The sequence below is a fragment of the Cyanobium sp. Copco_Reservoir_LC18 genome, assembly GCF_009834675.1.
Lineage (GTDB): Bacteria > Cyanobacteriota > Cyanobacteriia > PCC-6307 > Cyanobiaceae > Cyanobium > Cyanobium minutissimum.
In genome coordinates this window covers 1-19,125 of record NZ_ASAC01000025.1, presented here as the reverse complement: position 1 = coordinate 19,125, position 19,125 = coordinate 1, and the positions used below count along the sequence as shown (strand labels likewise).

General features: G+C 68.0%; 25 protein-coding genes. 17 read left to right on the top strand and 8 right to left on the bottom strand.

Features of this window, described 5'->3' with window-relative positions:
• Positions 1-179 precede the first annotated feature (179 nt).
• From L107_RS14130 to L107_RS14080, 11 genes are all read left to right on the top strand, one after another.
• Positions 180-2,411 (top strand): AAA family ATPase, encoded by a 2,232-nt coding sequence (locus L107_RS14130; protein ID WP_159819899.1) that lies wholly within the window; start codon positions 180-182, stop codon positions 2,409-2,411.
• A gap of 305 nt (positions 2,412-2,716) precedes the next feature.
• A complete protein-coding gene (locus tag L107_RS14125) occupies positions 2,717-2,869 on the top strand; it encodes a hypothetical protein (RefSeq protein ID WP_159819897.1) in 153 nt (50 codons plus the stop codon).
• Positions 2,870-3,449: 580 nt separating this feature from the next.
• Positions 3,450-4,256: a helix-turn-helix domain-containing protein gene (locus L107_RS14120; RefSeq protein ID WP_159819895.1), complete on the top strand. Its 807-nt coding sequence runs from the start codon at positions 3,450-3,452 to the stop codon at positions 4,254-4,256.
• Between the two features lie 169 nt (positions 4,257-4,425).
• Positions 4,426-5,076: a hypothetical protein gene (locus L107_RS14115; RefSeq protein WP_236550712.1), complete on the top strand. Its 651-nt coding sequence runs from the start codon at positions 4,426-4,428 to the stop codon at positions 5,074-5,076.
• Positions 5,073-6,845 (top strand): hypothetical protein, encoded by a 1,773-nt coding sequence (locus tag L107_RS14110; RefSeq protein ID WP_159819891.1) that lies wholly within the window; start codon positions 5,073-5,075, stop codon positions 6,843-6,845. The genes L107_RS14115 and L107_RS14110 overlap by 4 nt, the downstream gene beginning before the upstream one ends.
• A gap of 384 nt (positions 6,846-7,229) precedes the next feature.
• Positions 7,230-7,529 (top strand): hypothetical protein, encoded by a 300-nt coding sequence (locus L107_RS14105; RefSeq protein ID WP_159819889.1) that lies wholly within the window; start codon positions 7,230-7,232, stop codon positions 7,527-7,529.
• A 50-nt stretch (positions 7,530-7,579) separates the two neighbouring features.
• Positions 7,580-8,101 (top strand): hypothetical protein, encoded by a 522-nt coding sequence (locus L107_RS14100; RefSeq protein ID WP_159819887.1) that lies wholly within the window; start codon positions 7,580-7,582, stop codon positions 8,099-8,101.
• Positions 8,102-8,272: 171 nt separating this feature from the next.
• Positions 8,273-8,536, top strand: a complete 264-nt coding sequence (locus tag L107_RS14095) for a hypothetical protein (RefSeq protein ID WP_159819886.1) — start codon at positions 8,273-8,275, stop codon at positions 8,534-8,536.
• An 8-nt stretch (positions 8,537-8,544) separates the two neighbouring features.
• Positions 8,545-8,721, top strand: coding sequence for a hypothetical protein (locus L107_RS14090; protein ID WP_159819884.1), 177 nt, complete (start codon positions 8,545-8,547; stop codon positions 8,719-8,721).
• 223 nt (positions 8,722-8,944) lie between these two features.
• Positions 8,945-9,289, top strand: coding sequence for an AbrB/MazE/SpoVT family DNA-binding domain-containing protein (locus L107_RS14085; RefSeq protein WP_159819882.1), 345 nt, complete (start codon positions 8,945-8,947; stop codon positions 9,287-9,289).
• Between the two features lie 15 nt (positions 9,290-9,304).
• A complete protein-coding gene (locus tag L107_RS14080; RefSeq protein ID WP_370515500.1) occupies positions 9,305-9,454 on the top strand; it encodes a PIN domain-containing protein in 150 nt (49 codons plus the stop codon).
• Here the strand turns inward: L107_RS14080 and L107_RS14075 are convergent.
• The 5 genes from L107_RS14075 to L107_RS14055 are packed head-to-tail and all read right to left on the bottom strand — an operon-like array spanning position 9,451 to position 12,469.
• A complete protein-coding gene (locus tag L107_RS14075; protein WP_159819878.1) occupies positions 9,451-9,855 on the bottom strand; it encodes a YccF domain-containing protein in 405 nt (134 codons plus the stop codon). The genes L107_RS14080 and L107_RS14075 overlap by 4 nt on opposite strands.
• Positions 9,856-9,914: 59 nt before the next feature.
• Complete coding sequence (locus tag L107_RS14070; protein ID WP_159819876.1) at positions 9,915-10,772, bottom strand: arsenic resistance protein; 858 nt, start codon at positions 10,770-10,772, stop codon at positions 9,915-9,917.
• Positions 10,773-10,799: 27 nt separating this feature from the next.
• A complete protein-coding gene (locus tag L107_RS14065) occupies positions 10,800-11,045 on the bottom strand; it encodes a thioredoxin family protein (RefSeq protein ID WP_159819874.1) in 246 nt (81 codons plus the stop codon).
• A gap of 12 nt (positions 11,046-11,057) precedes the next feature.
• Positions 11,058-12,119, bottom strand: coding sequence for a permease (locus L107_RS14060; RefSeq protein WP_159819872.1), 1,062 nt, complete (start codon positions 12,117-12,119; stop codon positions 11,058-11,060).
• Positions 12,116-12,469, bottom strand: coding sequence for a helix-turn-helix transcriptional regulator (locus tag L107_RS14055; protein WP_159819870.1), 354 nt, complete (start codon positions 12,467-12,469; stop codon positions 12,116-12,118). Before L107_RS14055 ends, L107_RS14060 begins: the two co-directional genes overlap by 4 nt.
• Positions 12,470-12,521: 52 nt before the next feature.
• Here L107_RS14055 and L107_RS14050 point away from each other — a divergent pair, with 52 nt between their 5' ends.
• From L107_RS14050 to L107_RS14030, 5 genes are all read left to right on the top strand, one after another.
• Positions 12,522-13,562: an ArsJ-associated glyceraldehyde-3-phosphate dehydrogenase gene (locus L107_RS14050; RefSeq protein ID WP_159819950.1), complete on the top strand. Its 1,041-nt coding sequence runs from the start codon at positions 12,522-12,524 to the stop codon at positions 13,560-13,562.
• A gap of 7 nt (positions 13,563-13,569) precedes the next feature.
• Complete coding sequence (gene arsJ / locus L107_RS14045) at positions 13,570-14,853, top strand: organoarsenical effux MFS transporter ArsJ (protein WP_159819868.1); 1,284 nt, start codon at positions 13,570-13,572, stop codon at positions 14,851-14,853.
• Positions 14,854-14,932: 79 nt separating this feature from the next.
• Positions 14,933-15,553: a DUF3598 family protein gene (locus L107_RS14040; protein WP_159819866.1), complete on the top strand. Its 621-nt coding sequence runs from the start codon at positions 14,933-14,935 to the stop codon at positions 15,551-15,553.
• Positions 15,553-16,518 carry a histone deacetylase gene (locus tag L107_RS14035; RefSeq protein WP_159819864.1) on the top strand — a complete coding sequence of 322 codons (966 nt, stop codon included), beginning with the start codon at positions 15,553-15,555 and terminating at the stop codon, positions 16,516-16,518. Before L107_RS14040 ends, L107_RS14035 begins: the two co-directional genes overlap by 1 nt.
• 44 nt (positions 16,519-16,562) lie before the next feature.
• Complete coding sequence (locus tag L107_RS14030) at positions 16,563-17,075, top strand: hypothetical protein (protein WP_159819862.1); 513 nt, start codon at positions 16,563-16,565, stop codon at positions 17,073-17,075.
• 18 nt (positions 17,076-17,093) lie between these two features.
• Here the strand turns inward: L107_RS14030 and L107_RS14025 are convergent, their stop codons facing one another.
• Positions 17,094-17,264, bottom strand: coding sequence for a hypothetical protein (locus L107_RS14025; protein WP_159819860.1), 171 nt, complete (start codon positions 17,262-17,264; stop codon positions 17,094-17,096).
• A 287-nt stretch (positions 17,265-17,551) separates the two neighbouring features.
• On the opposite strand from L107_RS14025, the gene L107_RS14020 reads away from it, so the two are divergent.
• On the top strand, positions 17,552-17,944 hold the full coding sequence (locus L107_RS14020; RefSeq protein ID WP_370515498.1) for a PilZ domain-containing protein: 393 nt from the start codon (positions 17,552-17,554) through the stop codon (positions 17,942-17,944).
• A 7-nt stretch (positions 17,945-17,951) separates the two neighbouring features.
• On the opposite strand, the gene L107_RS14015 is transcribed toward L107_RS14020, so the two are convergent.
• Entirely contained in the window at positions 17,952-18,695 is a 744-nt protein-coding gene (locus L107_RS14015; RefSeq protein ID WP_159819856.1) for a pentapeptide repeat-containing protein, read from the bottom strand.
• 5 nt (positions 18,696-18,700) lie between these two features.
• Positions 18,701-18,934: a hypothetical protein gene (locus L107_RS16420; protein WP_201295909.1), complete on the bottom strand. Its 234-nt coding sequence runs from the start codon at positions 18,932-18,934 to the stop codon at positions 18,701-18,703.
• Positions 18,935-19,125: the final 191 nt, after the last annotated feature.

The following is a 19,125-nucleotide window of genomic DNA, read 5'->3' as shown; positions in this document are numbered from 1 at the left end:
GAATCAGTGATGCAACCCTGCGGCGATTGCGACAGGAGGGTGTGCTCAAGGCTGGGGTGCACTACCGCGCCATGGGCAGCGGGGTAAGCCGTCCGCCGTTGCTCTGGAACGTGGCAGCGTCTGATCAGGCCCTGGCTCAGCGCTCCCGCCGACTGCTCACCGCCAAAGGTCGCTGAGCAATGGCCAGTCACCGCGCCGACCTGCTCGCCCTCCCATGCGACTTCCGCATGGTGCGGGTCGGACGCGACAAGGCGCCGATCGCCGGGAAGAACTGGTTCGACCACGACGACTTCAGCCCGGACGATGCCGCCGAGCTGAACGGCAATGGCCCGCCGGCATGGGGGCTCAAGTGCGGCCCAGCATCCGGCGGGGCCCTGGTGCTTGACCTGGATGCCGAGGGCTGGGACGAATCCTTCCAGCGGGTGACCGGGCATCCGATCACGGACCTGCCGCCGACGATCAGCTGGACATCGGGCAAGCGGAACCGCTCCGGCCACGTGTTCGCCGTGCCGGACGAATGGTGGCCGCACCTGAAGAACCGGCAGCCCTTCACCCGCCCATGGCGCGAAGGAGACCCACTTGGGAAGAACGGCAAGCCGGAGCCCATCACCCTCTGGGAGCTGAGATGGGACCGCCACCAGAGCGTCATCATCGGTGCCCATCCCGAGACCGGCGCCTATCGCTGGCTCCCGGGCTGCAGCCCCCAGGAGATCCCTGATCCGGCACCCGCTCCGGACTGGCTGCTCGAGGCCCTACTGGTGCAGGAGCACCCTGATGCTGCCCCGGTGGAGCCCACCGCCGATGACGCCGGCCGCGCTTTGGCGATGCTGGCCTACATCGATCCGGTGGCGCACAGCACCTACGACGCATGGCTGCGGGTGGGCATGGCGCTGCATCACACAGACCCCGGCCTCCTGTGCACCTGGGTCGAATGGTGCCGGCCGATGCCCGCCTTCAATGAGGCCGAGTGCCTGGCGAAGTGGGAGTCCTTCGGGAAGGGCCACAAGGGCAGACCCGCCACCATCCGCACCCTGCACTACCTGGCGAAGCAGGGCGGCTATCGGGAGCCGAAGCGCAGCAGCCCGCCGCCGCCTCCACACCCTGGTGGGGACCCCCCCGAGCAGGAGGAGCAGCAGGAGGAGCAGCCGGCGTCGAAGGGGCCGCAGACCTTTGATGAGCGATGGTCTGCCCTGGAGCAGTACGCGGCAGAGCTGGCCCGGTCGGAATGGCCCACCATCAAGGCCCTGGCCGCCCTCGCCAGCTGCGCTTCAGACCTGGAGGTGACACGCCTCACCCAGCGCAACCTGGAGCAGTTGCTGGAGGCCGCCCAGCGGGGCCTCAGGGCCACGTCCGCGCCGATCCTCCCCGGGAGCACCTTCGAGGTGAACCCCACGCCCTGGGCGGTTAATGGCCTGTTCCGCCATGGCCTCAACCTGTTGGTAGGGCAGTCCGGCGCCGGCAAATCCCGCCTTATGGCGTCGCTGATGGCGGCATGGTTGCGGGGCGATCCGACCTGGCTGCAGCGGGAGCTCCAGGGGCCACCTGCTGCTGATCGCCATGCCCTCATCATCGGCACCGACCAAGGCCGGGAGGACTGGCACCAGACGCTGACGCCGGTAGGTCTCTGCACCCTGCTCCCGGATGGGAAGACCGTGCAGCTCCACGATCGCCTCACCCTCTACCCGATGGAATCCGGCGCCCTCCTGGACGCCGACACCATGCGCATGATCCGGCGCTGGGTGGATGAACACCCAGGCGGGATGGTGGCGGTTGACTCCCTCGCCACCTGCCTGCCCCCTGGCGTCGATGAGGACAAGTCCGCCGCAGCTGGGCCTGTCCATGCTCTGCAGGATGCAATCAGCGGTGGCTGGGGAGTCCTCACTCATCACACCCGCAAGGGCGCCGGCAAGGAAGGAAACCTCGGTGTCGGTGCTGGCCGTGGTTCCGGTGCCATCGATGCCGCCGTTTCCCGAGTGATCGGCCTGGGCCTCATCCACAAGATGGAATCCGGCCAGCTGCTCCCCCAGGAGTCCGATCCGCGCCGCGAGCTGCTCAGCACCAAGCGAGGCGGCCCGCCCATCCACCTGATCGTCTCCAGCGATCACACAGGCGCGTGGGACTGCCACGGATCTGCCGATGAGCTGAAACGCCAGCAGCGACAGGAGCACGTGCTCGAAAACCTCACGGAGCAGCAGCGTGAGATCCTCGCCGCCCTGGAGGACAACGAGGGCAAGACCATGACCGCGCGGGATGTTGTCGAAGCCCTCGGCCACGACTGGGGCGATGGCACCGGCAAGAAGCCTGCATCGATCCGGCGCACCATGCGCACCCTGGCCGGCAAAGGCCTGCTGGTGTGCAAGAAGGTCGGAGTCACCCTTACGTTCTGCCTCCCGGACGATGCAGAGGGTTAGCAGGGTTCAGCAGGTTCAGGCACTGCGCCGCAGTCGGTGTGATGGGTTCAGGGATGGGTTCAGGAGGGTTCAGGCATGTTCAGGCCCAGGGCCATTCCCCCAGACCCCTTGCGCTGCAGGACCTGAACCCACCTGAACATGCCTGAACCTCAGCCTGAACACCTCAAACCCCTTGCAGCGCAGTACATGAACTAAGTGAACATCTCAATAGAACTCTCCCACGCGCGACCCCACCCCCGAATCCAGCCAGGGGGCCATGGGCCTGGGGGTGGCATCCCTGGCCCAGCAACAACCACAGCCCTGCCATGACCATCAGCACCTGGCGCAACACAGCCCGCCCCAAGCGCCCCAGGCCGGCCCCTGCGCAACCCTGGAGCCCTGCACAGCCGGGGCCCGTGCCGGAGGAGGAGCAGCTGGCCGCCTGGGTGCGGGAGCTGGCTAGAGGGCCGCTGGTGTGAGCCAGAGCAGCGCCTGGGACGCCCCTGGAGCAGGAGGTGGGCCAGCAGGGGATGGGAGCAGCCAGAGCCCCCTGGAGCGCCTGCTACGGCCCGTAGCAGGGCATCACGACAGCACCGGCCACCCGCATCAGGAGCAGGGGGCGCAGCAACCCAGGGCCCTCACGCATGTCAGGGCAGGCCCCTCATCACACCCATGCCCACCACCAGCTCACTGCCTGCTTCACACCACCAGCCGCACCGACCGGCTGCCCCTGCTCTGCGCTGCTGCTCAGCTGCTGCGCTTGACGCTGCTGCGTTCACTGATTCTCTGATGAGTTGCTATAGCTGATGCGCTGATCGTTGCGAGTTTGTATAGTTGAAGATGAAGGATTAGGGGAGAGTTGGGTCCTCCTGGGAAAGCGTTATTGAGAGGGTATTAGATCGTCCCCTAATTCGTAGCGGGAGTCTCCAGAATCGGTTACCAATTGAGCCGCTTAATCTACTCTACCCACAACATCCCCTACCCCGTTATCGCCGGTCTTAAGCGGGGTTACCAAGTTAAGTCTAGTCCTTAAGTTGCAACTAGGCGGCACATTTCAGAATGACGGGCGTTCAGCTACTGCAGGGCATCACCGCCGGGACGTTGTGGGCAGAGCAACTGGAGCAGCTGGCGGCACGCGCCGAAGCGCTCGACAATCGGCCGGCTCCGCCCACCCTGCCCGAGCTGGTGGAGCTGGCCAACGAGGCGCACAGGTATTTGTTCCTGGCGTTCTCTCCATCGGTGATCGCTAGGAGCTGCAGGTTGTCGGCACGGCTGCATGTTCCGGTGCTCTCTGTGGCGCCGCTCGACGAGCAGGTGGACAGCGTGCATCAGGTTCGCTGGCGCGTGCATGGCCAGACCGGCGACGTGCCTGCAGCTGCCCCAGCCCCGGAGCCAGCCCCTTGCCCACCCGGGCTGATCGATGACGACCACGAGCCGCCAGCCATCGCCGCTCCAGTGCGCCCGAAGCGCCAGCTCAGGCCCGCCAGTGAGCGCGTGCCCGGCAGGGCTGCCCCAGCCCCGGAGCTGGAGCCCGCACCCGGCCTGGAGCCGGATCCGCAGCTGGAGGTGGTGCAGCAGCCAGAGCCCGAGGCCACACCGCTGCCCCCTGCCCCGCCCGGCTGGCTCACCGCGGTCGAGGTGAGCGAGCTGCTGGGCTGCTGCATCGCCACGGTGCGCAACTACAGGCACGCCGGAAAGTTCGGCCGTGAAGGTGTTGGTTTCGGACGTGCCGGCAAAGGGTATCGGTACAACCCCGACATGGTGGAGCAACTGGAGCAGGGGAAGATCCCGGCCATAGGGTTACATCAACCGCTGAATGACGATGCAGACGCTCTCCCCGCCGGCTGGGAATCGCCCCCGGGCTGATACCTACATGCCGGACGATGACGTGCCAAACGTGCCGGAAGTGAGCCCGCTCGACTCTGCTCAGGCCCGCAGAGCCGCCCGTCTGGAGCATCGGGAACAGGTGCATAGCCTGAGGTTGTAGGTTTCAATAGAACGCCCTTTGTCCCCTCCCCGAGTCAACATCAGCGGGATGATCGCCCCGCATCAGCTGGAGGCCATCACCGCAATCGGTGGTAGTGAGGGCATCTCCTCCGGCCTCCGAACCGTTGTGAGCGCCGGCCTGCTGGCGCTGCAATCGGACGCCGCCCTCCTCCAGCCGGTCTCCGAGCTGCAGGCCCTGGCCGATCGCCTGGCCACCATCACTGGACGACGAACACCAGCCGGCGCGTGGTGGGCCCCCACCCGGGAAGCGTTGCCACCGACGGAGGAACTGGATCCGCACGGCGCCGTGATCGTCACACCATGGGCCGTTGGCCTTCTCGGCGACGGCTGCCTGGTGATTGACCTCGAAGCAGAGCAGATCACCGCCAACATCGGCGGCCATGAGGTGACAGCCTCCATCGATCTAAACGAGCTCGTCGGGCCCGCTGTCCTGCTGCCCGCCTCCATCGCCGGTCTGGCGATGGCTGGGCCTGGCCGGCGTGATCTGGGCCACGGCCTCACCGCCGAGCGGACCGCCGATGACCTCATGCGGGTCACCCTGCAGGGCGTCGGTGCCAGGTGCTGCCCGAGCGCAGCTCAGACCTTCGCCGCCGAGCTGCTGGGTCTGGTGACCCGTGCCACCCATCGGTCCGCCATGGCCCGGGAGCAGTTGAACCGCGTGCTCGAGGTGACGCCATGACCGCCACCATCAACCGCGCCAGTCAGACCAGCCGCCCGCCGCTGAGCTTCAACCGCGAGTCGCTGACGGCTGAGATCGTGCTGGCCACCGATCAGCCCGGCGCTGACGGCTACCAGCTGCAGATTCGCTCCGACCTGGCCGGCATCCAGCTACCACAGGGCCGGCTGCCGATCCTGCGCGATCACCAGCGATCGACAGCCGCACAGATCGGATGGATCGAATCGATCCGTTTCGACCGGTTGCCCCAGGGCCTCAACGCCCTTGTTGGCATCGCCCGCTTCCACCCCGAGCGATCAGCCGACCTGCTGGACCTGATCGAGGCCGGGGCCCTGTCCTGGAGCGCCAGCTTCCAGGTTCAGGACAGCCGCGCCGATTCCCGCTCCGGTGTGGAGGTTGTGGATCGCTTCCGCCTGCTGGAAGTGTCCGCCGTCGCCGTTCCGCTTGACCCCAACACCGTCACCCGCTCCATCACTTCTGAACCCATGAGCACCGACAACACCAGCAACAGCACCACCACCACCGAACCCGTGGAGCGCTCCGCCAAGGAGATCCGCCGGGAGAACGCGATCCTGAACATCGCCCGCGCCGCCGGCATCACCGATCAGGCCGTGATCGACCGCTGGATCGAGTCCGACCTGCCCACCGATCGCGTCTCCTATGAAGCGGTGAGGGCAATGAGAATCCGGCTGGAAAATGGGGACGTGAGAAGTGAGTCGGGCCCTGCCCCGATTGGTCATCCGGCGCAATATGCCAGCCCCACCCATCAGCGGGACCTGGGCGGCGTGCTGGCCGCGAAGATGGGCCTCTCCGGTGATGGCATCAAGCGGGAATGGGCATCGATGCCCATGCACAGCCTGCTGCGCGAAGTGGTGGCGAATGACCCCGATTCCCGCGGGCTGGATCTGGCCGCCATGCCGATCACCAAGCTGGTGAACCGGGCCTGGAGCACCAGCGACTTCACCAAGGCCCTCGAATCCTCCACCGAGCGCATGCTGCTGGGCGCCTATGAAGAAGCGCAGGTTGGGGTGATCGCCCTGGCCACAAGTCGGGATCTCGCGGATTTTCGCCCCCATGAAATGATCCGCGTGTCTCAATACGGTGAGATCGCTAAGAAGAACGAAGGTGGCGAGTACGTCACCTCCGACTTCGCTGAGGAACTGGCCGCCACTCTGACCGCTGCCGAGTATGGCTCCATCGCCACGCTGACCCGCAAGGCGTTGATTCAAGACAACCTCGGAATCTTCGGCCGCCTCGTCGCTGAGATGGGCCGTGCCGCCGCCCGGAAGGAGCGCTCCGAGCTGGCCGCCCGCCTGCTGGGGATCAGCTTCGGCAGCGCCAACAGCACCACCGCCAGTGGCCTCACGGCAGCCGGTGTGATCGCCGGGATCACCGCCGGCACCCTGAAGCTGCGCCGGCAAACGGACATCGAAGGCAATCCGGTGGCCTTCGAGCCCACGACCCTCCTCGTGCCGCCCGAGCTGGAAGCTCCTGCTCGCCAGGCCCTCGCGGACTACAACCCGACCGAGGCCGGCGAGGTGAATCCCTACCGGACGCTCACCCTGGAAATCGATCACTACTTGACCGCTCCCGGTGTGATGTACCTGCACGATTCCAGGTATCCCTCGCTGGTGATCGGTCGTATCGGAAATGGCCCTCTTCTCTCCGAAGAAGAAGAGTTCAAAACAGGTAACCGGCTGTATCGCTGCCTTCACGACTTCGGCACGGCGGTGATGGACACCCGCAGCATCTGCAAGGTGACGCTGAGCTGAGGGCCGGTAGATTGAAGACGGGGAGATAACGCAACTCCCCGTCATCGGCGTACACGAATGGCCGTCACTCTGGGGAGAGCGGCGGCTTTCTTGTTGCATCGGCTCAGGGTGCGCTATGATGCCCTCATCAGGCGCAGCCGCTGAGACGGCCCTGGTCACAAGGAACGACACCCCGAGCGCTACGGCGCCCCCACCGCTGCAGGATCGGCACCCGGCCACCAGCAGGCACTGACGAAAGACCCGGCGGTGGGGTCCGGCATGGATGAGACGCCCGCCCCATTGATCCTCGACAACCGAATCAGGTGATCCGTTCCAGGGGCATCCCTGGCCCGTAGAGCGCTGGAAGCAATGCGCTCCGGGCCGAATCTTTCGCCCCTGAGAACAATGAAGAACACCGACATGCACCCGGTCGAGCTGCTGCTGCTGGCCGCCGTGGTGACGCTCGAGGCCCTGCTGGTGCTCACCGTCGCCCTGGTGGCGCTGGTGCTCACGCTGGCCCGCTGGCGGCCTGCAGTGCCGGCACCGGCTGCCACCACCGAAGCACCACCGCCGGCCGTGCATCCCCTGGCCCTGGTGGCTGAGCAGCTTGAGGCCCTGCCCGTGGCCCAGCTGCGGCCGATGGCTGGCACCCGCTCGAAGCGGATCAGGAAGCACCAGCTGGTGGCCGCACTGGTGGCCTGCTGAGCCTTGACCCCTGGAATGGATCGCCCTCTGGCCCTGCTGGCCGGCCCACATTGGCTTACCCTCCCGGTGTTGTGGGCCGCTTTGTGTCCCTGGGCGTGGAATCAGCCGAACTGCTGCCCGGCGCCGTTCAGGACTGGGCATGGCTTCTCGAGTGGTCCAGAAACCACTGGCTGTGGCTGACCTGGGGAGGGGTGGCGGTTGCCGCCATCGTCGTATGCCGCTGCTGGTCCTGGCTTCTGGTTTGGCCAGCTGGGCGTTTCTGGCCTATCCCAGCCGCGCTGCTGCCGCCGGTACTGGCGGTGTCCAGTCGCTTTGTGATCAATCGCACGGTGGCTATCCAGGTCACAACTGCTAGCGTCCTGCTCATGGCTATCGCCATGCTCCAGATCTATGGGCAGGCCCGTGAAGAGAGAAGAAGAGACCTTGCAGACGCTGAGATCGGTCGCATCGCAGCTGGAGTCGACCGCATCGGCACTGGAGTCAGGCGCGTCGAGGATGGAGTTAGCCGTCTCGCAAACGCTCTATCACTGCTCGCTGCTCAAGCGGAAGAAGACGAGGAAGAAGAGATCTGAGGCGGTTGCTCAGCCGTAACCCTCCCCGGCGCCCCTCCAATCATGACCACCGCATCAGACCGCCAGCCTGCGGTGGGGATGCGGAACCTCACCGCCAGGGGTGCGGCGCCTGACTTGGACATGGCGGTGGAGATGGTGTTACGCCTGGGGCTGACCCGCACCTGAGGCCCCATGCCAACCCTGTTCACCGACCTTCCCGAGCCCTGGCCCCTGCAACCTGGCGAGCACCCCTGCCCCGCTGCTGAGGCCGCGGCCGCCCTGGTGGAGATCGCCGCTGCTGCGAGCGACGACGCCGAGGCACCCTTCGCCCAGCTGGGCGCCGCGTTTGACGTGACCCCTGAAGCGATCGTCTTGGGCGTCATGCTGCGAAACCAGCTGGCCCAGGCCGCGGCTACCGCCGATCAGCTAGCCGCGGCTACGGGTCCACAGGGGTGAGGATGCCCATGCCTGAACCTGACCCCCGCCGTGCCCGCCTGGCCGAGCTGCGCCAGCAACTGGAGGCCCTGGGCCTGCAGGTGAATGCTGCCCCGGTCGGCTCGCCGGAGCGGGACCGCCTGGCGGAGAAGTTCGGGAACGTGCTGGCTGGCGTGCTGGCTCTGGCGGAGGAGCTGGAGGGGTGATGGTGGAGCTGGCTTCACGCCAGTTTCACGCAACACACTGTGACGAAGGAAGAGAGCCCAGTTACCGCAGGGAGTCTCAGCATCGGCTTTCCGCCTTCTAAGCAGCCGGTCGATGGTTCGAATCCATCAGGGGGCGTTGGCAGCAGCGGACGGGAATCCAGGCCCGGGAGCCCGACCAGGCCACGTAGAGTCGTGTATCTACACCACACCGGCGCCGACCGGCATGGGTCCATTGGCACCCTCCTCGCGCTCTCAGCCCCCTCAGCCCAGGTCCGATCGCCCACAGCCCGATCAGCGAGCCGATGGGACTGGCCGGCGCGTCAAGCAGGGGATCCGCCGCTGGGGCAACAGCCTGGCTGTCCGGATCCCCGCCGAGTGCCTGCGTCAGGCCGGCCTGCGGGAAGGCGACCCGATCGAGATCGTCGTCGGACCCGACGGCCGGCTGGGCCTGGAGCCCCTGCAACGGCTGGATCGCCGCGCCCTTGTCGCCGACCTGCGCCAGCTGCAGGCCAGCATGCCGATCACCCCTGCGGTGATCGAAGCGTGCCGGGACCAGGAGCGCTGGTGAGGCCGGGCCGCTGAGCTGCTGCAGGATCCCACTCTCGGCTTGCGCGCCGGTGATGCCCTGCACCTGGCGGTGGCCCTGCACAGCCGCTGCACCCACCTGGCCAGCTTCGACGGGCGGATGCGACAGGCCGCCGCCGCCCTGGGTCTGGCTCCAGCTCTCGATTAGCGCCTTACCGGCACCACCTGCAGGCCGATCGGGGCCAGGGCGATCAGGGCCAGCTTGATGTGCTGGATGCCGAAGGGGATGCCGACGATCGTCACGAAACAGGCCACCGCTGAAGTCAGATGGCCGATCGCCAGCCACCAGCCGGCCAGCAGGAACCAGATCACGTTGCCGACCAGCCCCAGGGGGCCGGTGCCGAAATCCATGCGGCCGGTGAGCTCGCGGCGGCTGACGGCCTCGTAGCCGAACGGCCAGAAGGAGAAGTTGCCGATCACGAAGCAGGCCCGGGCCCAGGGGATCCCCACGATCGTGATCGCCGCCACCAGGCCGGCCAGCCACCAGCCCAGGCCCATCACGAACCCCCCGAGCAGGAACCAGAGGACGTTGAGCAGGAAGCGCAGCATGGGGAGGGCCGGTGCCGGCCCCCAGCATGGCGGCACCTGGCGTGGATTTCCCCCTCCGTTCAGGCGACGGCCGTCGGGAACAGCCGCCGGTTGCGGTTGGCGATCGCCACCAGCGACAGCATCACGGGCACCTCCACCAGCACGCCCACCACCGTGGCCAGGGCGGCACCGGACTCCAGGCCGAACAGGCTGATGGCCACCGCCACCGCCAGCTCGAAGAAGTTGGAGGCGCCGATCATGGCCCCAGGGGCGGCGATGGCGTGGGGCTGGCGCCAGAGCCGCATCCACCGGGCCGTGATCCAGAAGACCAGGTAGGTCTGCAGGGTCAGCGGGATGGCGATCAGGGCGATCGCCAGCGGGTTGGCGAGAATCGCCCTGGCCTGCACCAGGAACAGCAGCAGCACCGTCACGATCAGACAGACGATCGCCAGGGGTTTGAGCCGCTGCTCCAGCCGATCAAGGCGACCGGGGGAATGCAGCAGCCGGCGGGTGAGCCAGCCGGCCGCCAGGGGCACCACCACGAACAGGCCCACAGCCGTCACCAGCGTGTCCCAGGGGACAAGCACATTGCTCACCCCCAGCAGGATCATGCCGGCGACGTACTGATCTCCGAGGGCCGCCGGGATCCAGGCACCGAACAGGCCGCGGATGAACAGCCAGGCGATGGCCGTCATCGTCAGCGGCTTGATCAGCCAGTTGACGACCACCGTGACCACCAGGCCCTTCGGCTGGTGCCGCAGGCCGGCGATGGCGCCGAAATCCACCGCCAGCATCATCGGATAGATCATTCCCCACACCAGCAGGGCGATCAGCAGGTTGATACGGGCGAATTCGAACGCCGCCACGGCCTCCGACAGACCGGGCAGCAGGGCACCCAGGGCCACCCACAGGCTCAGATACCGCTCGAACAATCCCATGGTGTCTGCGGAGTCAGCGGAGGTGGTTCACAAGCCAGCCGCCGCACTCAGCAAGGCGCGGACCTCCTCGGCAGCGGGCACCCGGCCGGCCACGACCACACGGTCATCAATCACCAGCGCGGGCGTGCGCATCACCCCGTAGCCGGCGATCGCGACGGGGTCGTGAATGGCTTCCAGGCTGGGCGCCAGGCCGAGGTCCGCCGCCCCCCTGCGGGCGTGATCTTCGAGCGTGATGCATTTCTTGCAGCCGCTGCCGAGAATCTTGATGTCCATGGGCGGGAAACCTCAGGCGAGCAGTGAATTGAACAGATAGCCGATCAGGACGATGCCAAGACCGGTGACCGAGAAGAAGGCGGCCAGCAACGGCGGTTGGAGCACGCGGCGCAGCAGGATCAGTTCCGGCACCGACAGGGCCACCACACTCATCATGAAGGCGAGAACGGTGCCCATCGGCAGTCCCTTCTCATAAAGGGCCTGCACCATCGGCATCACCCCGGCCGCGTTGGAATAGAGCGGGATGCCGATTCCCACCGCCAGAAGCACGCCGAAGGGATTGCTGCGGCCGGCATGGGTGGCGAAGAAATTGGTGGGCACCCAGCCATGGATCACGGCACCCACACCGATGCCGATCAGCAGATAGGGCCAGATCTGCTGCAGGATCGAGGCCACTTCCTCGGCTCCCATCTGCAGCCGCTGCTCGAAGGAAAGGCTCAGCGAACTCTCCACGGCCTGACCGTGCAGCCTGGTTTCGTAGACGAAGGATTCGACCCAGCGCTCCAGCCCCAGGCGGCCCAGCACCCATCCCGCCCCGATCGCGATCACCAGGCCGGAGCTGATGTAGATCAGGGTGATGCGCCAGCCGAACAGGCTGAACAGCAGGCCGATCGCCACCTCGTTCACCATGGGGCTGGCGATCAGAAAGCTCAACGTCACCCCCAGGGGTATGCCCGCGGCCAGAAAGCCGATGAAGGCCGGCACCGCACTGCAGGAGCAGAACGGGGTGATCACCCCGAGCAGACCCGCCAGCACATTGCCGATCCCTTCGCGACGTCCGGCCAGCAGGACCCTGGAGCGTTCCACGCTCAGATAGGAACGCAGAACGGTGACGATGAAGATGATGCCGCTGAGCAGCAGGCCGATCTTGATCGTGTCGTAGAGGAAAAAGCGCAGGGTTTCGCTCAGCCGCTGCTGGGGATCCAGCCCCAGCCAGCCGAACAGCACCGCCTCCCAGAGGGATTCGTTGAGGCGGGAAAGGACCAGCCAGGCGGCCACGAGGCCGGCCAGCAGGGTGACATGACCGCTCCCGCTGGTGCGCAGCCACAGGATGGTGGGGTTGGGGGCAGTCACGAGCAGGGGCTCGCGGGCCTGCCGCACTGGGCGCCCAGGGTCACCAGCCAGGCCCGCAGATCGTCGAGCGCTTCCGGGCGAAGGCGGTAGTAGATCCATCGGCCCTCCTGCCGATCGGCCAGCAGGCCGGCGTCCTTGAGCACCTTGAGGTGGAACGACAGCTTCGACTGGGCCAGGCCCAGGTCGGCGGTGAGGTCGCAGACGCAGCGCTCGCCGCCGCCGAGGGCCTCGATCACCTGCAGGCGGATCGGGTCGGCCAGGGCCCGCAGCAGCAGGCGCGCCTCCTCGGCAGCCAGGGGAGCCGGAGCGCAGGCGATCGGCGCAGGAGCGGCGGTCCTTAACCCGGCCATAAATCCATCAACTCCCGCTGATGCAATGGTAGGCCCAGTCGCGGCGGACGCTGTGAAGATCGGCATCAACGGCTTCGGGCGCATCGGGCGTCTGGTGTTCCGGGCCCTCTGGGGGCGGCCAGGCCTCGAGCTGGTGCATGTCAACGACAGCGCCGGGGACGCCGCCGCCGCCGCCCATCTGCTCGAATTCGACTCGGTGCACGGCCGCTGGAACCGGGCGGTGGCGGCCGAGGCCGACGGCGGGGGCTTCACGGTCGAGGGCAACCGGGTGGGCTGGTCACGGGGCAGCGATCCGGCCCTGGTGCCCTGGCAGGCGGCGGGGGTGGAACTGGTGCTCGAGTGCAGCGGCAAGGTCAAGACCCCCGAGGCCCTCGCCCCTTACCTGCGGCAGGCCGGCGTCAAGCGGGTGATCGTGGCCTGCCCCGTGAAGGGCGAACTGGACGGGGTGGAGATCCCCAACATCGTCTTCGGCATCAACCACGGCACCTACGTGCCGGAGCGGCACCGGATCCTCACCGCCGCCTCCTGCACCACCAACTGCCTGGCGCCGGTGGTGCAGGTGGTGCACGGGAGCTTCGGCATCCGCCACGGCTCGATCACCACCCTGCACAACATCACCAACACCCAGGTGGTGATCGACGGCTTCAAGAGCGATCTGCGCCGGGCCCGCTCCTGCGGCCAGAGCCTGATCCCCACCACCACCGGCTCGGCCAGGGCCATCGGCCTGATCTTCCCTGAGCTGCAGGGCAAGCTCAACGGCCACGCCGTGCGCGTGCCCCTGCTCAATGCCTCGCTCACCGATGCGGTGTTCGAGCTCGAGCGCCCGGTGACGGTGGAGGAGGTGAACGGCGCCTTCGCGGCGGCGGCGGCGGGCCCCCTGCTGGGCATCCTGGGCTACGAGGAGCGGCCGCTGGTATCGGTGGATTATCTCAATGACAGCCGCAGTTCGATCGTCGATGCCCTCTCGACGATGGTGACGGGCGGCACCCAGCTGAAGGTGTACGCCTGGTACGACAACGAGTGGGGCTACAGCTGCCGGATGGCGGATCTGGCCTGCCACGTGGTGGCCCTGGACGCCGCCCGGGCGGAGTGAGCGGCCGATGCTTCCGCTCCTCTCCGGCCGGCCGCTCACGGCCCTGCAGCAGTACGCCATCGTCACGGCCAACTACTGGTGTTTCACCCTCACCGACGGCGCCCTGCGCATGCTGGTGGTGTTCCACTTCCGGTCGCTGGGCTACAGCACCCTGGAGATCGCCTTTCTGTTTCTCTTCTACGAGTTCTTCGGCATCGTCACCAACCTCTGCGGCGGCTGGCTGGGGGCCCGCTTCGGCCTGCGCCTCACCCTCTGGACCGGCACCCTGATGCAGGTGGCGGCCCTGCTGATGCTGGTGCCCGTCGCCGACAGCTGGCCGAAATGGTGGAGTGTGGCCTACGTGATGGTGGCCCAGGCGCTCAGCGGCATCGCCAAGGATCTCAACAAGATGAGCGCCAAAAGTGCCATCAAGTCGGTGGTGCCGGAAACCCCCGACGACCACGACAAAGGCGAGAGCCAGCTGTTCCAGTGGGTGGCGATCCTCACCGGCTCCAAGAACGCCCTCAAGGGGGTGGGGTTCTTCCTCGGCGGCCTGCTGCTGGCCACGATCGGCTTCAACGCCGCCGTCGCCGCCATGGCGGCCGGCCTGTTCCTGGCCTTCCTGCTCACCCTGGTGCTGCCCGGGGAGATCGGCCGCATGAAACAGAAGCCCGCCTTCACTTCCCTGTTCTCCAAGTCCCCGGGCATCAATCGCATCTCCCTGGCCCGGTTCTTTCTCTTCGGCGCCCGGGATGTCTGGTTCGTGGTGGCCCTGCCGGTGTTCCTGCAGACCACCCTCGGCTGGCGCTACTGGGAGGTGGGCGGCTTCATGGGGCTGTGGGTGATCGGCTATGGCCTGGTGCAGGGATCGGCCCCGGCCCTGCGGCGCCGCTGGGGCCAGACCGCGCCGCCGGGCGTCTCCGCCGTGACCTTCTGGAGCGGCCTGCTCACCGCCATTCCCGCCCTGATCGCCATCGCCCTCTGGCGTCAGGTGGGCCATCCCGGCGTGGCGGTGGTGGCGGGACTGGCGGCCTTCGGGGTGGTGTTCGCCATGAATTCCTCGATCCACAGCTACATGATCCTGGCCTACACCGATGCCGAATCGGTGAGCCTGAACGTGGGCTTCTATTACATGGCCAACGCCGGTGGCCGCCTGCTCGGCACCGTGCTCTCGGGGGCCCTGTTCCTGGTGGGCGGCCTGCAGGCCTGCCTGTGGAGTTCGGCCCTGCTGGTGGGGCTCGCCTGGCTGGTGAGCACCCGGCTGCCGGCACCGCCGCGGCAGGCCCAGCCCCGCCCCCTGGCCATCGGCTGAGCGCTGAACCCCGTCCGGCGCCCCCGCCGGCGGGTCCGTTGTCGCCATGCTGGACACCCCTTCCCCACGTGCCATGCCCTTGAGCGCCCCGCCCCGTCAGAGGTTGCTGGAGGTGAATGGCGGCTCCTGGGAGGGCCTGTTCCACCGGCTCGGACCCGATGGCCGCGAGATCGAGCGTTTCCCCACCCGTCTGCGGGTGAGCGACGAGGACGGCACCATCGAGGCCGCCCTCACCTACCTCAACTCGGGCCGCACCGTGCCGATGCGCTTCCGCGAGCCGCCGGCGGCGATGCAGATCAGCGCCGCCGGCCACTGGAGCCTGGGCATGGATCGGATGGGCCCCTGGCCCTGGATCGCCGAGCTCTGCGTCGTCCATGGCGAGCGGCGCCGGCGCGTGGTGCTGCGCCATGGCGTCGAGCGGCTGGAGAGCTTCACCTATGCCAGGGAATGGCGGCCCGGCCTCGCCGACGGCGGCCCCGCCACGCCGCTGTTCGCCGTGATCGAGAGCATCGCCCCAGGGGAGGCCGGCGGCCGCCGCTGGCGCCTCGACGACGACGTGGAGGTGGCCATCGCCCCTGGGCCCGGCCAGCCGGGGCCCGTACAGGTGACGCTCAGCTGGCAGCCCGCCGGGGGCCCGCCGTGCCGGATCGAGCGCCGCTATACCCCCTACGGTCTGCTGGAGCCGCTGTCGCCGGACTGATGGGGCCTCCGCTGGTGTACCACCCGGCCTACGCGGTCCCCCTGCCCAGTGGCCATCGGTTCCCGATGCAGAAGTTCCGGCTGCTGAAGGAGCGGCTGGAGCAGCTGGAGCTGGCCCGCCCGGAGCAGATCCACCAACCCCTGCCGGCGCCGCGTCGCTGGCTGGAGCAGGTGCATGGGCGCCGCTACCACGAGGCCTTCTCCCGAGGACTGCTCACCCCCCAGGAGGTGCGCCGCATCGGCCTGCCTGTCTCGGCCCCCCTGGTGCGCCGCAGCTGGCTGGCGGTGGGGGGCACCGTGCTCACGGCCCGGCTGGCCCTGCGCCACGGCCTGGCCTGCCACCTGGCCGGCGGCACCCACCACGCCTTCCCGCTGCACGGCAGCGGCTTCTGCATCTTCAACGACTGCGCCGTGGCGGCCCGGGTGCTGCTGGCCGAGGGTCTGGTGCGGCAGCTGCTGGTGGTGGATCTGGACGTGCACCAGGGGGACGGCACGGCGGCGATCTTCTCAGGCGACCCCCGGGTGTTCACCTTCTCGATGCACGCGGCCAGCAACTTCCCCCTGCACAAGCAGACGGGCGACCTCGACCTCGCCCTGGAGGACGGCGTCGGGGACGACGCCTACCTGCGGATCCTGGAGCGGACCCTGCCGGATCTGCTGGATCAGGTGCGTCCGGATCTGGTGCTCTACAACGCCGGCGTCGATCCCCACCGGGACGACCGCCTCGGCCGGCTGGAGCTGAGCGATGACGGCCTGTACCGGCGGGACCGGCTGGTGATCGATGCCGCCCTGCGGCGCCGCCTGCCGGTGGCCACCGTCATCGGCGGGGGCTACGACGACCTGGCGGCCCTGGTGGAGCGCCACACCCTGGTGGTGCGGGCCGCCGATGGGCTCTCCCGGATCCACGCCACCGGCACGGAGCGGTCATGTCCGGTCACAGATGGTCCCCGCCCCGGTCAGGGCTGAGTCATACGGGGGCGTTTTCCTGGTGGGGCCTCGGAGCTTCCGCCATGATCAGCCGTTCCTCCCGCCTGCTCCACGCCGCCCTGGTGGTGGTCTGCGGCGCAGGGATCGTCTACGCCCCGGTCCAGGCCCAGACCTCCCTGACCGTGCCCCTGGGGCAGTCCGGTTACTTCGGCCGGATCACCATCGGCAACCTGGCCCCACCGCCGGTGCTTGGCTACGGCCCGGTGATCGCCAGGCCGTCCTTGGGCAGCAACCGCTGGGGCCCGTCCGCGATCGAGCCCATCTACCTGCGGGTGCCCCCCCAGCAGGCCCGCGACTGGGGCCGCTACTGCGGGCTGTACCAGGCCTGCACGGTGCCGGTCCTGTTCGTCCAGGACGAGTGGTACCGCAACACCTACGCGCCGCGGGTGCGGGCCGCCCAGGCCCGGCAGCTCAGGCGTGCCGAGGAAGCACGCGATCGCTGGCGGGCCTCCCGTCAGCCGGGGAAACGGCTGGTGACCCCCGATGGCCGCGTCTACGTGCTGGACAAGCGCCGCGGCCGTGACGACGACGATTGAGCAGGGACGCCGCCGCCCTCAGCGGCGGCCGAGCAGGTCCTCCCAGGTGACGGGATGCTGGCAGAGATCGTGGCGGACAGGCCGGGCCGCCAGGGGGCAGCAGGGGTAGGCGTGGGGGCCCCGGCCGGCGGCGGCGGGGCTGGAGCTGGGGCGGGTCGCGGCGGACGGGCGCCTGGAGAGGGTGTTCATTCGGAAGGTTTGGACAAGGGATATGGATCTCGCACCGGGAGGCTGCCGTTCCCCCGCGGGGAATCGCACACGGCAACCACTGTTGGACCTGATGGACCGACGTTGGACCTGGTGGACCGACCCCAGGAAGCGCGGGGCGGCTCGGTGCTGGCTCCGGCGAAGGCGAACAACAGGTTCGCCGGCTTCTGCCGGATCCATTGACCCTAGCGGATAAGGCGGCCTCCCCTGGCCAGGGGGCCGCGGGGACGGGGTCCCAGGGGGTAGCGTCTTCAGGCACCGGATCTAGAATGGTCACCACCTCTCGCTGGCGCTTCAAGGCAGGGGTGCCTTGTGCCTTCTTCATGTCCCAGGATCAGCATCCCGAAGGGAAGCGTGCCAGTCCCCGTCACCCTGTGCCGGTGGGCGTCTCCGTCAGCCTCACCCTGGCCTCGAGGCAATCGGTGTTCGTCAATCTCCGTGACGTCAGCGAGCGGGGGGCCTGTGTCCTGCGTCAGGGCAGCCTGGACGTCAAGGAGGACGACACCGTCATCTTCGAAGCCCGCAACTACGAAGCCGGCTCGAAGCTGACCCTGCGCTCCAAGGTGCGCTGGGTGCGAAACACCGGCTTCAACACCTACGTGGGCCTTGCTTTCGTCAACGCCTCGCTCTCCCAGGACGCCCTCACCAGGCTCGTCGCCTGAGCCTGGATCAGCCGGTGTCCGTTCCCGATCCATCCTCCAGCCCCGGGAGCGGACCATCGGTGAGCGTCCGGCTGAGCTGGGCCCCGCGGAACTGGGCCCCCTCCACCAGGGCGCCCCGCAGATCCGCCTGATGGAGAATCGCCCCGGTGAAATCGGCGCCGCGCAGATCGGCGCCCCTGAGATCCGCCCCGCTCAGATCGGAGAGGCGGAAATCGGACTGGGCCAGATCAGCGCCTCGGCAGTCGGCGTTGCGCAGCACGGTGTTGCAGAAATTGGCGCCACGCCAGCGGCTGAACGGGATCCTCAGACCCTCGAGATCCGATCCCTCCAGATCAAAGCCGTCCTGCCAGATGCCATCGGCGGAAAACATCTCCAGGGCCCGAAGTCGACCCAGGCTGTTGGAGGCCCCGGCCTGGCCCTGGGTGAGCAGGAGTTCGAACATCTCATGATGTTCCTTCTCCTTGCGCTGTCCGGCCTCGAGCAGATAGAAGATCGCCGCCGTGACGATGCTGAACGACTCGACGGTGCCGACGCTGATGATCTCCAGCACGTTGCTGGTCAGACAATCGGCCTGACCAGCCTGGGCATGGCAGTTCTCGAAACGGTTGACCAGGGCCAGCAATCCGAAGGAGAGCACGGCGGCCACCAGCACCCGGAAAGCGAAGGAGCGATCCAGCAGCCGGAAGAACGGCGAAGCGCGCCGCCGTTTCTGGCGGGCGTACCAGGTGGAGGAGGGGGAGGGCCTGCGCATCGGGGTCAGTCCTGGGCGGAACAAGGGAAGGTCCGGTCCCAGTCGCGCCGCAGGCTGACCAGGCACCATCCATGGCGTCGGGCCAGATCCAGGCCCTTGTCCAGCCGGCCGAAGCGGGAGGCACGGTCGTAGGCCGGGGCCCCAGTGGTCCTGACGGGGGACCCAAACTTCAGCAGTCGCGCCTTGACGCGGCCCTCCCGCCAGGACGGCAGGGGATCGGGACCAGCGTCAGCGTTCATGGGTCGCGTGCCGTCGGGGCCAGCCGTGGGGGCCGGAGCTCGAGCGGACCGCCGGCAGCGGAGCTCCGTCAGACCACGCTGCCACAGCGACGGGGAGGCCCAGCCACGCCCAGCCGGACCGCGTCGCCATGAGCCGTGTCGCCATGAAAAAACCCCCTGCGCGAGCAGGGGGTTGGAAGGTTCCAGGAGAT

Bases quoted from the DNA above. Each gene is read 5' to 3' on its own strand.
- L107_RS14130 (WP_159819899.1), top strand. From the start codon at position 180: ATGGCCAGTCACCGCGCCGACCTGCTCGCCCTCCCATGCGACTTCCGC.
- L107_RS14125 (WP_159819897.1), top strand. From the start codon at position 2,717: ATGACCATCAGCACCTGGCGCAACACAGCCCGCCCCAAGCGCCCCAGG.
- L107_RS14120 (WP_159819895.1), top strand. From the start codon at position 3,450: ATGACGGGCGTTCAGCTACTGCAGGGCATCACCGCCGGGACGTTGTGG.
- L107_RS14115 (WP_236550712.1), top strand. From the start codon at position 4,426: ATGATCGCCCCGCATCAGCTGGAGGCCATCACCGCAATCGGTGGTAGT.
- L107_RS14110 (WP_159819891.1), top strand. From the start codon at position 5,073: ATGACCGCCACCATCAACCGCGCCAGTCAGACCAGCCGCCCGCCGCTG.
- L107_RS14105 (WP_159819889.1), top strand. From the start codon at position 7,230: ATGAAGAACACCGACATGCACCCGGTCGAGCTGCTGCTGCTGGCCGCC.
- L107_RS14095 (WP_159819886.1), top strand. From the start codon at position 8,273: ATGCCAACCCTGTTCACCGACCTTCCCGAGCCCTGGCCCCTGCAACCT.
- L107_RS14090 (WP_159819884.1), top strand. From the start codon at position 8,545: ATGCCTGAACCTGACCCCCGCCGTGCCCGCCTGGCCGAGCTGCGCCAG.
- L107_RS14085 (WP_159819882.1), top strand. From the start codon at position 8,945: ATGGGTCCATTGGCACCCTCCTCGCGCTCTCAGCCCCCTCAGCCCAGG.
- L107_RS14075 (WP_159819878.1), bottom strand. From the start codon at position 9,855: ATGCTGCGCTTCCTGCTCAACGTCCTCTGGTTCCTGCTCGGGGGGTTC.
- L107_RS14070 (WP_159819876.1), bottom strand. From the start codon at position 10,772: ATGGGATTGTTCGAGCGGTATCTGAGCCTGTGGGTGGCCCTGGGTGCC.
- L107_RS14065 (WP_159819874.1), bottom strand. From the start codon at position 11,045: ATGGACATCAAGATTCTCGGCAGCGGCTGCAAGAAATGCATCACGCTC.
- L107_RS14055 (WP_159819870.1), bottom strand. From the start codon at position 12,469: ATGGCCGGGTTAAGGACCGCCGCTCCTGCGCCGATCGCCTGCGCTCCG.
- arsJ (WP_159819868.1), top strand. From the start codon at position 13,570: ATGCTTCCGCTCCTCTCCGGCCGGCCGCTCACGGCCCTGCAGCAGTAC.
- L107_RS14035 (WP_159819864.1), top strand. From the start codon at position 15,553: ATGGGGCCTCCGCTGGTGTACCACCCGGCCTACGCGGTCCCCCTGCCC.
- L107_RS14030 (WP_159819862.1), top strand. From the start codon at position 16,563: ATGATCAGCCGTTCCTCCCGCCTGCTCCACGCCGCCCTGGTGGTGGTC.
- L107_RS14025 (WP_159819860.1), bottom strand. From the start codon at position 17,264: ATGAACACCCTCTCCAGGCGCCCGTCCGCCGCGACCCGCCCCAGCTCC.
- L107_RS14020 (WP_370515498.1), top strand. From the start codon at position 17,552: ATGGTCACCACCTCTCGCTGGCGCTTCAAGGCAGGGGTGCCTTGTGCC.
- L107_RS14015 (WP_159819856.1), bottom strand. From the start codon at position 18,695: ATGCGCAGGCCCTCCCCCTCCTCCACCTGGTACGCCCGCCAGAAACGG.
- L107_RS16420 (WP_201295909.1), bottom strand. From the start codon at position 18,934: ATGAACGCTGACGCTGGTCCCGATCCCCTGCCGTCCTGGCGGGAGGGC.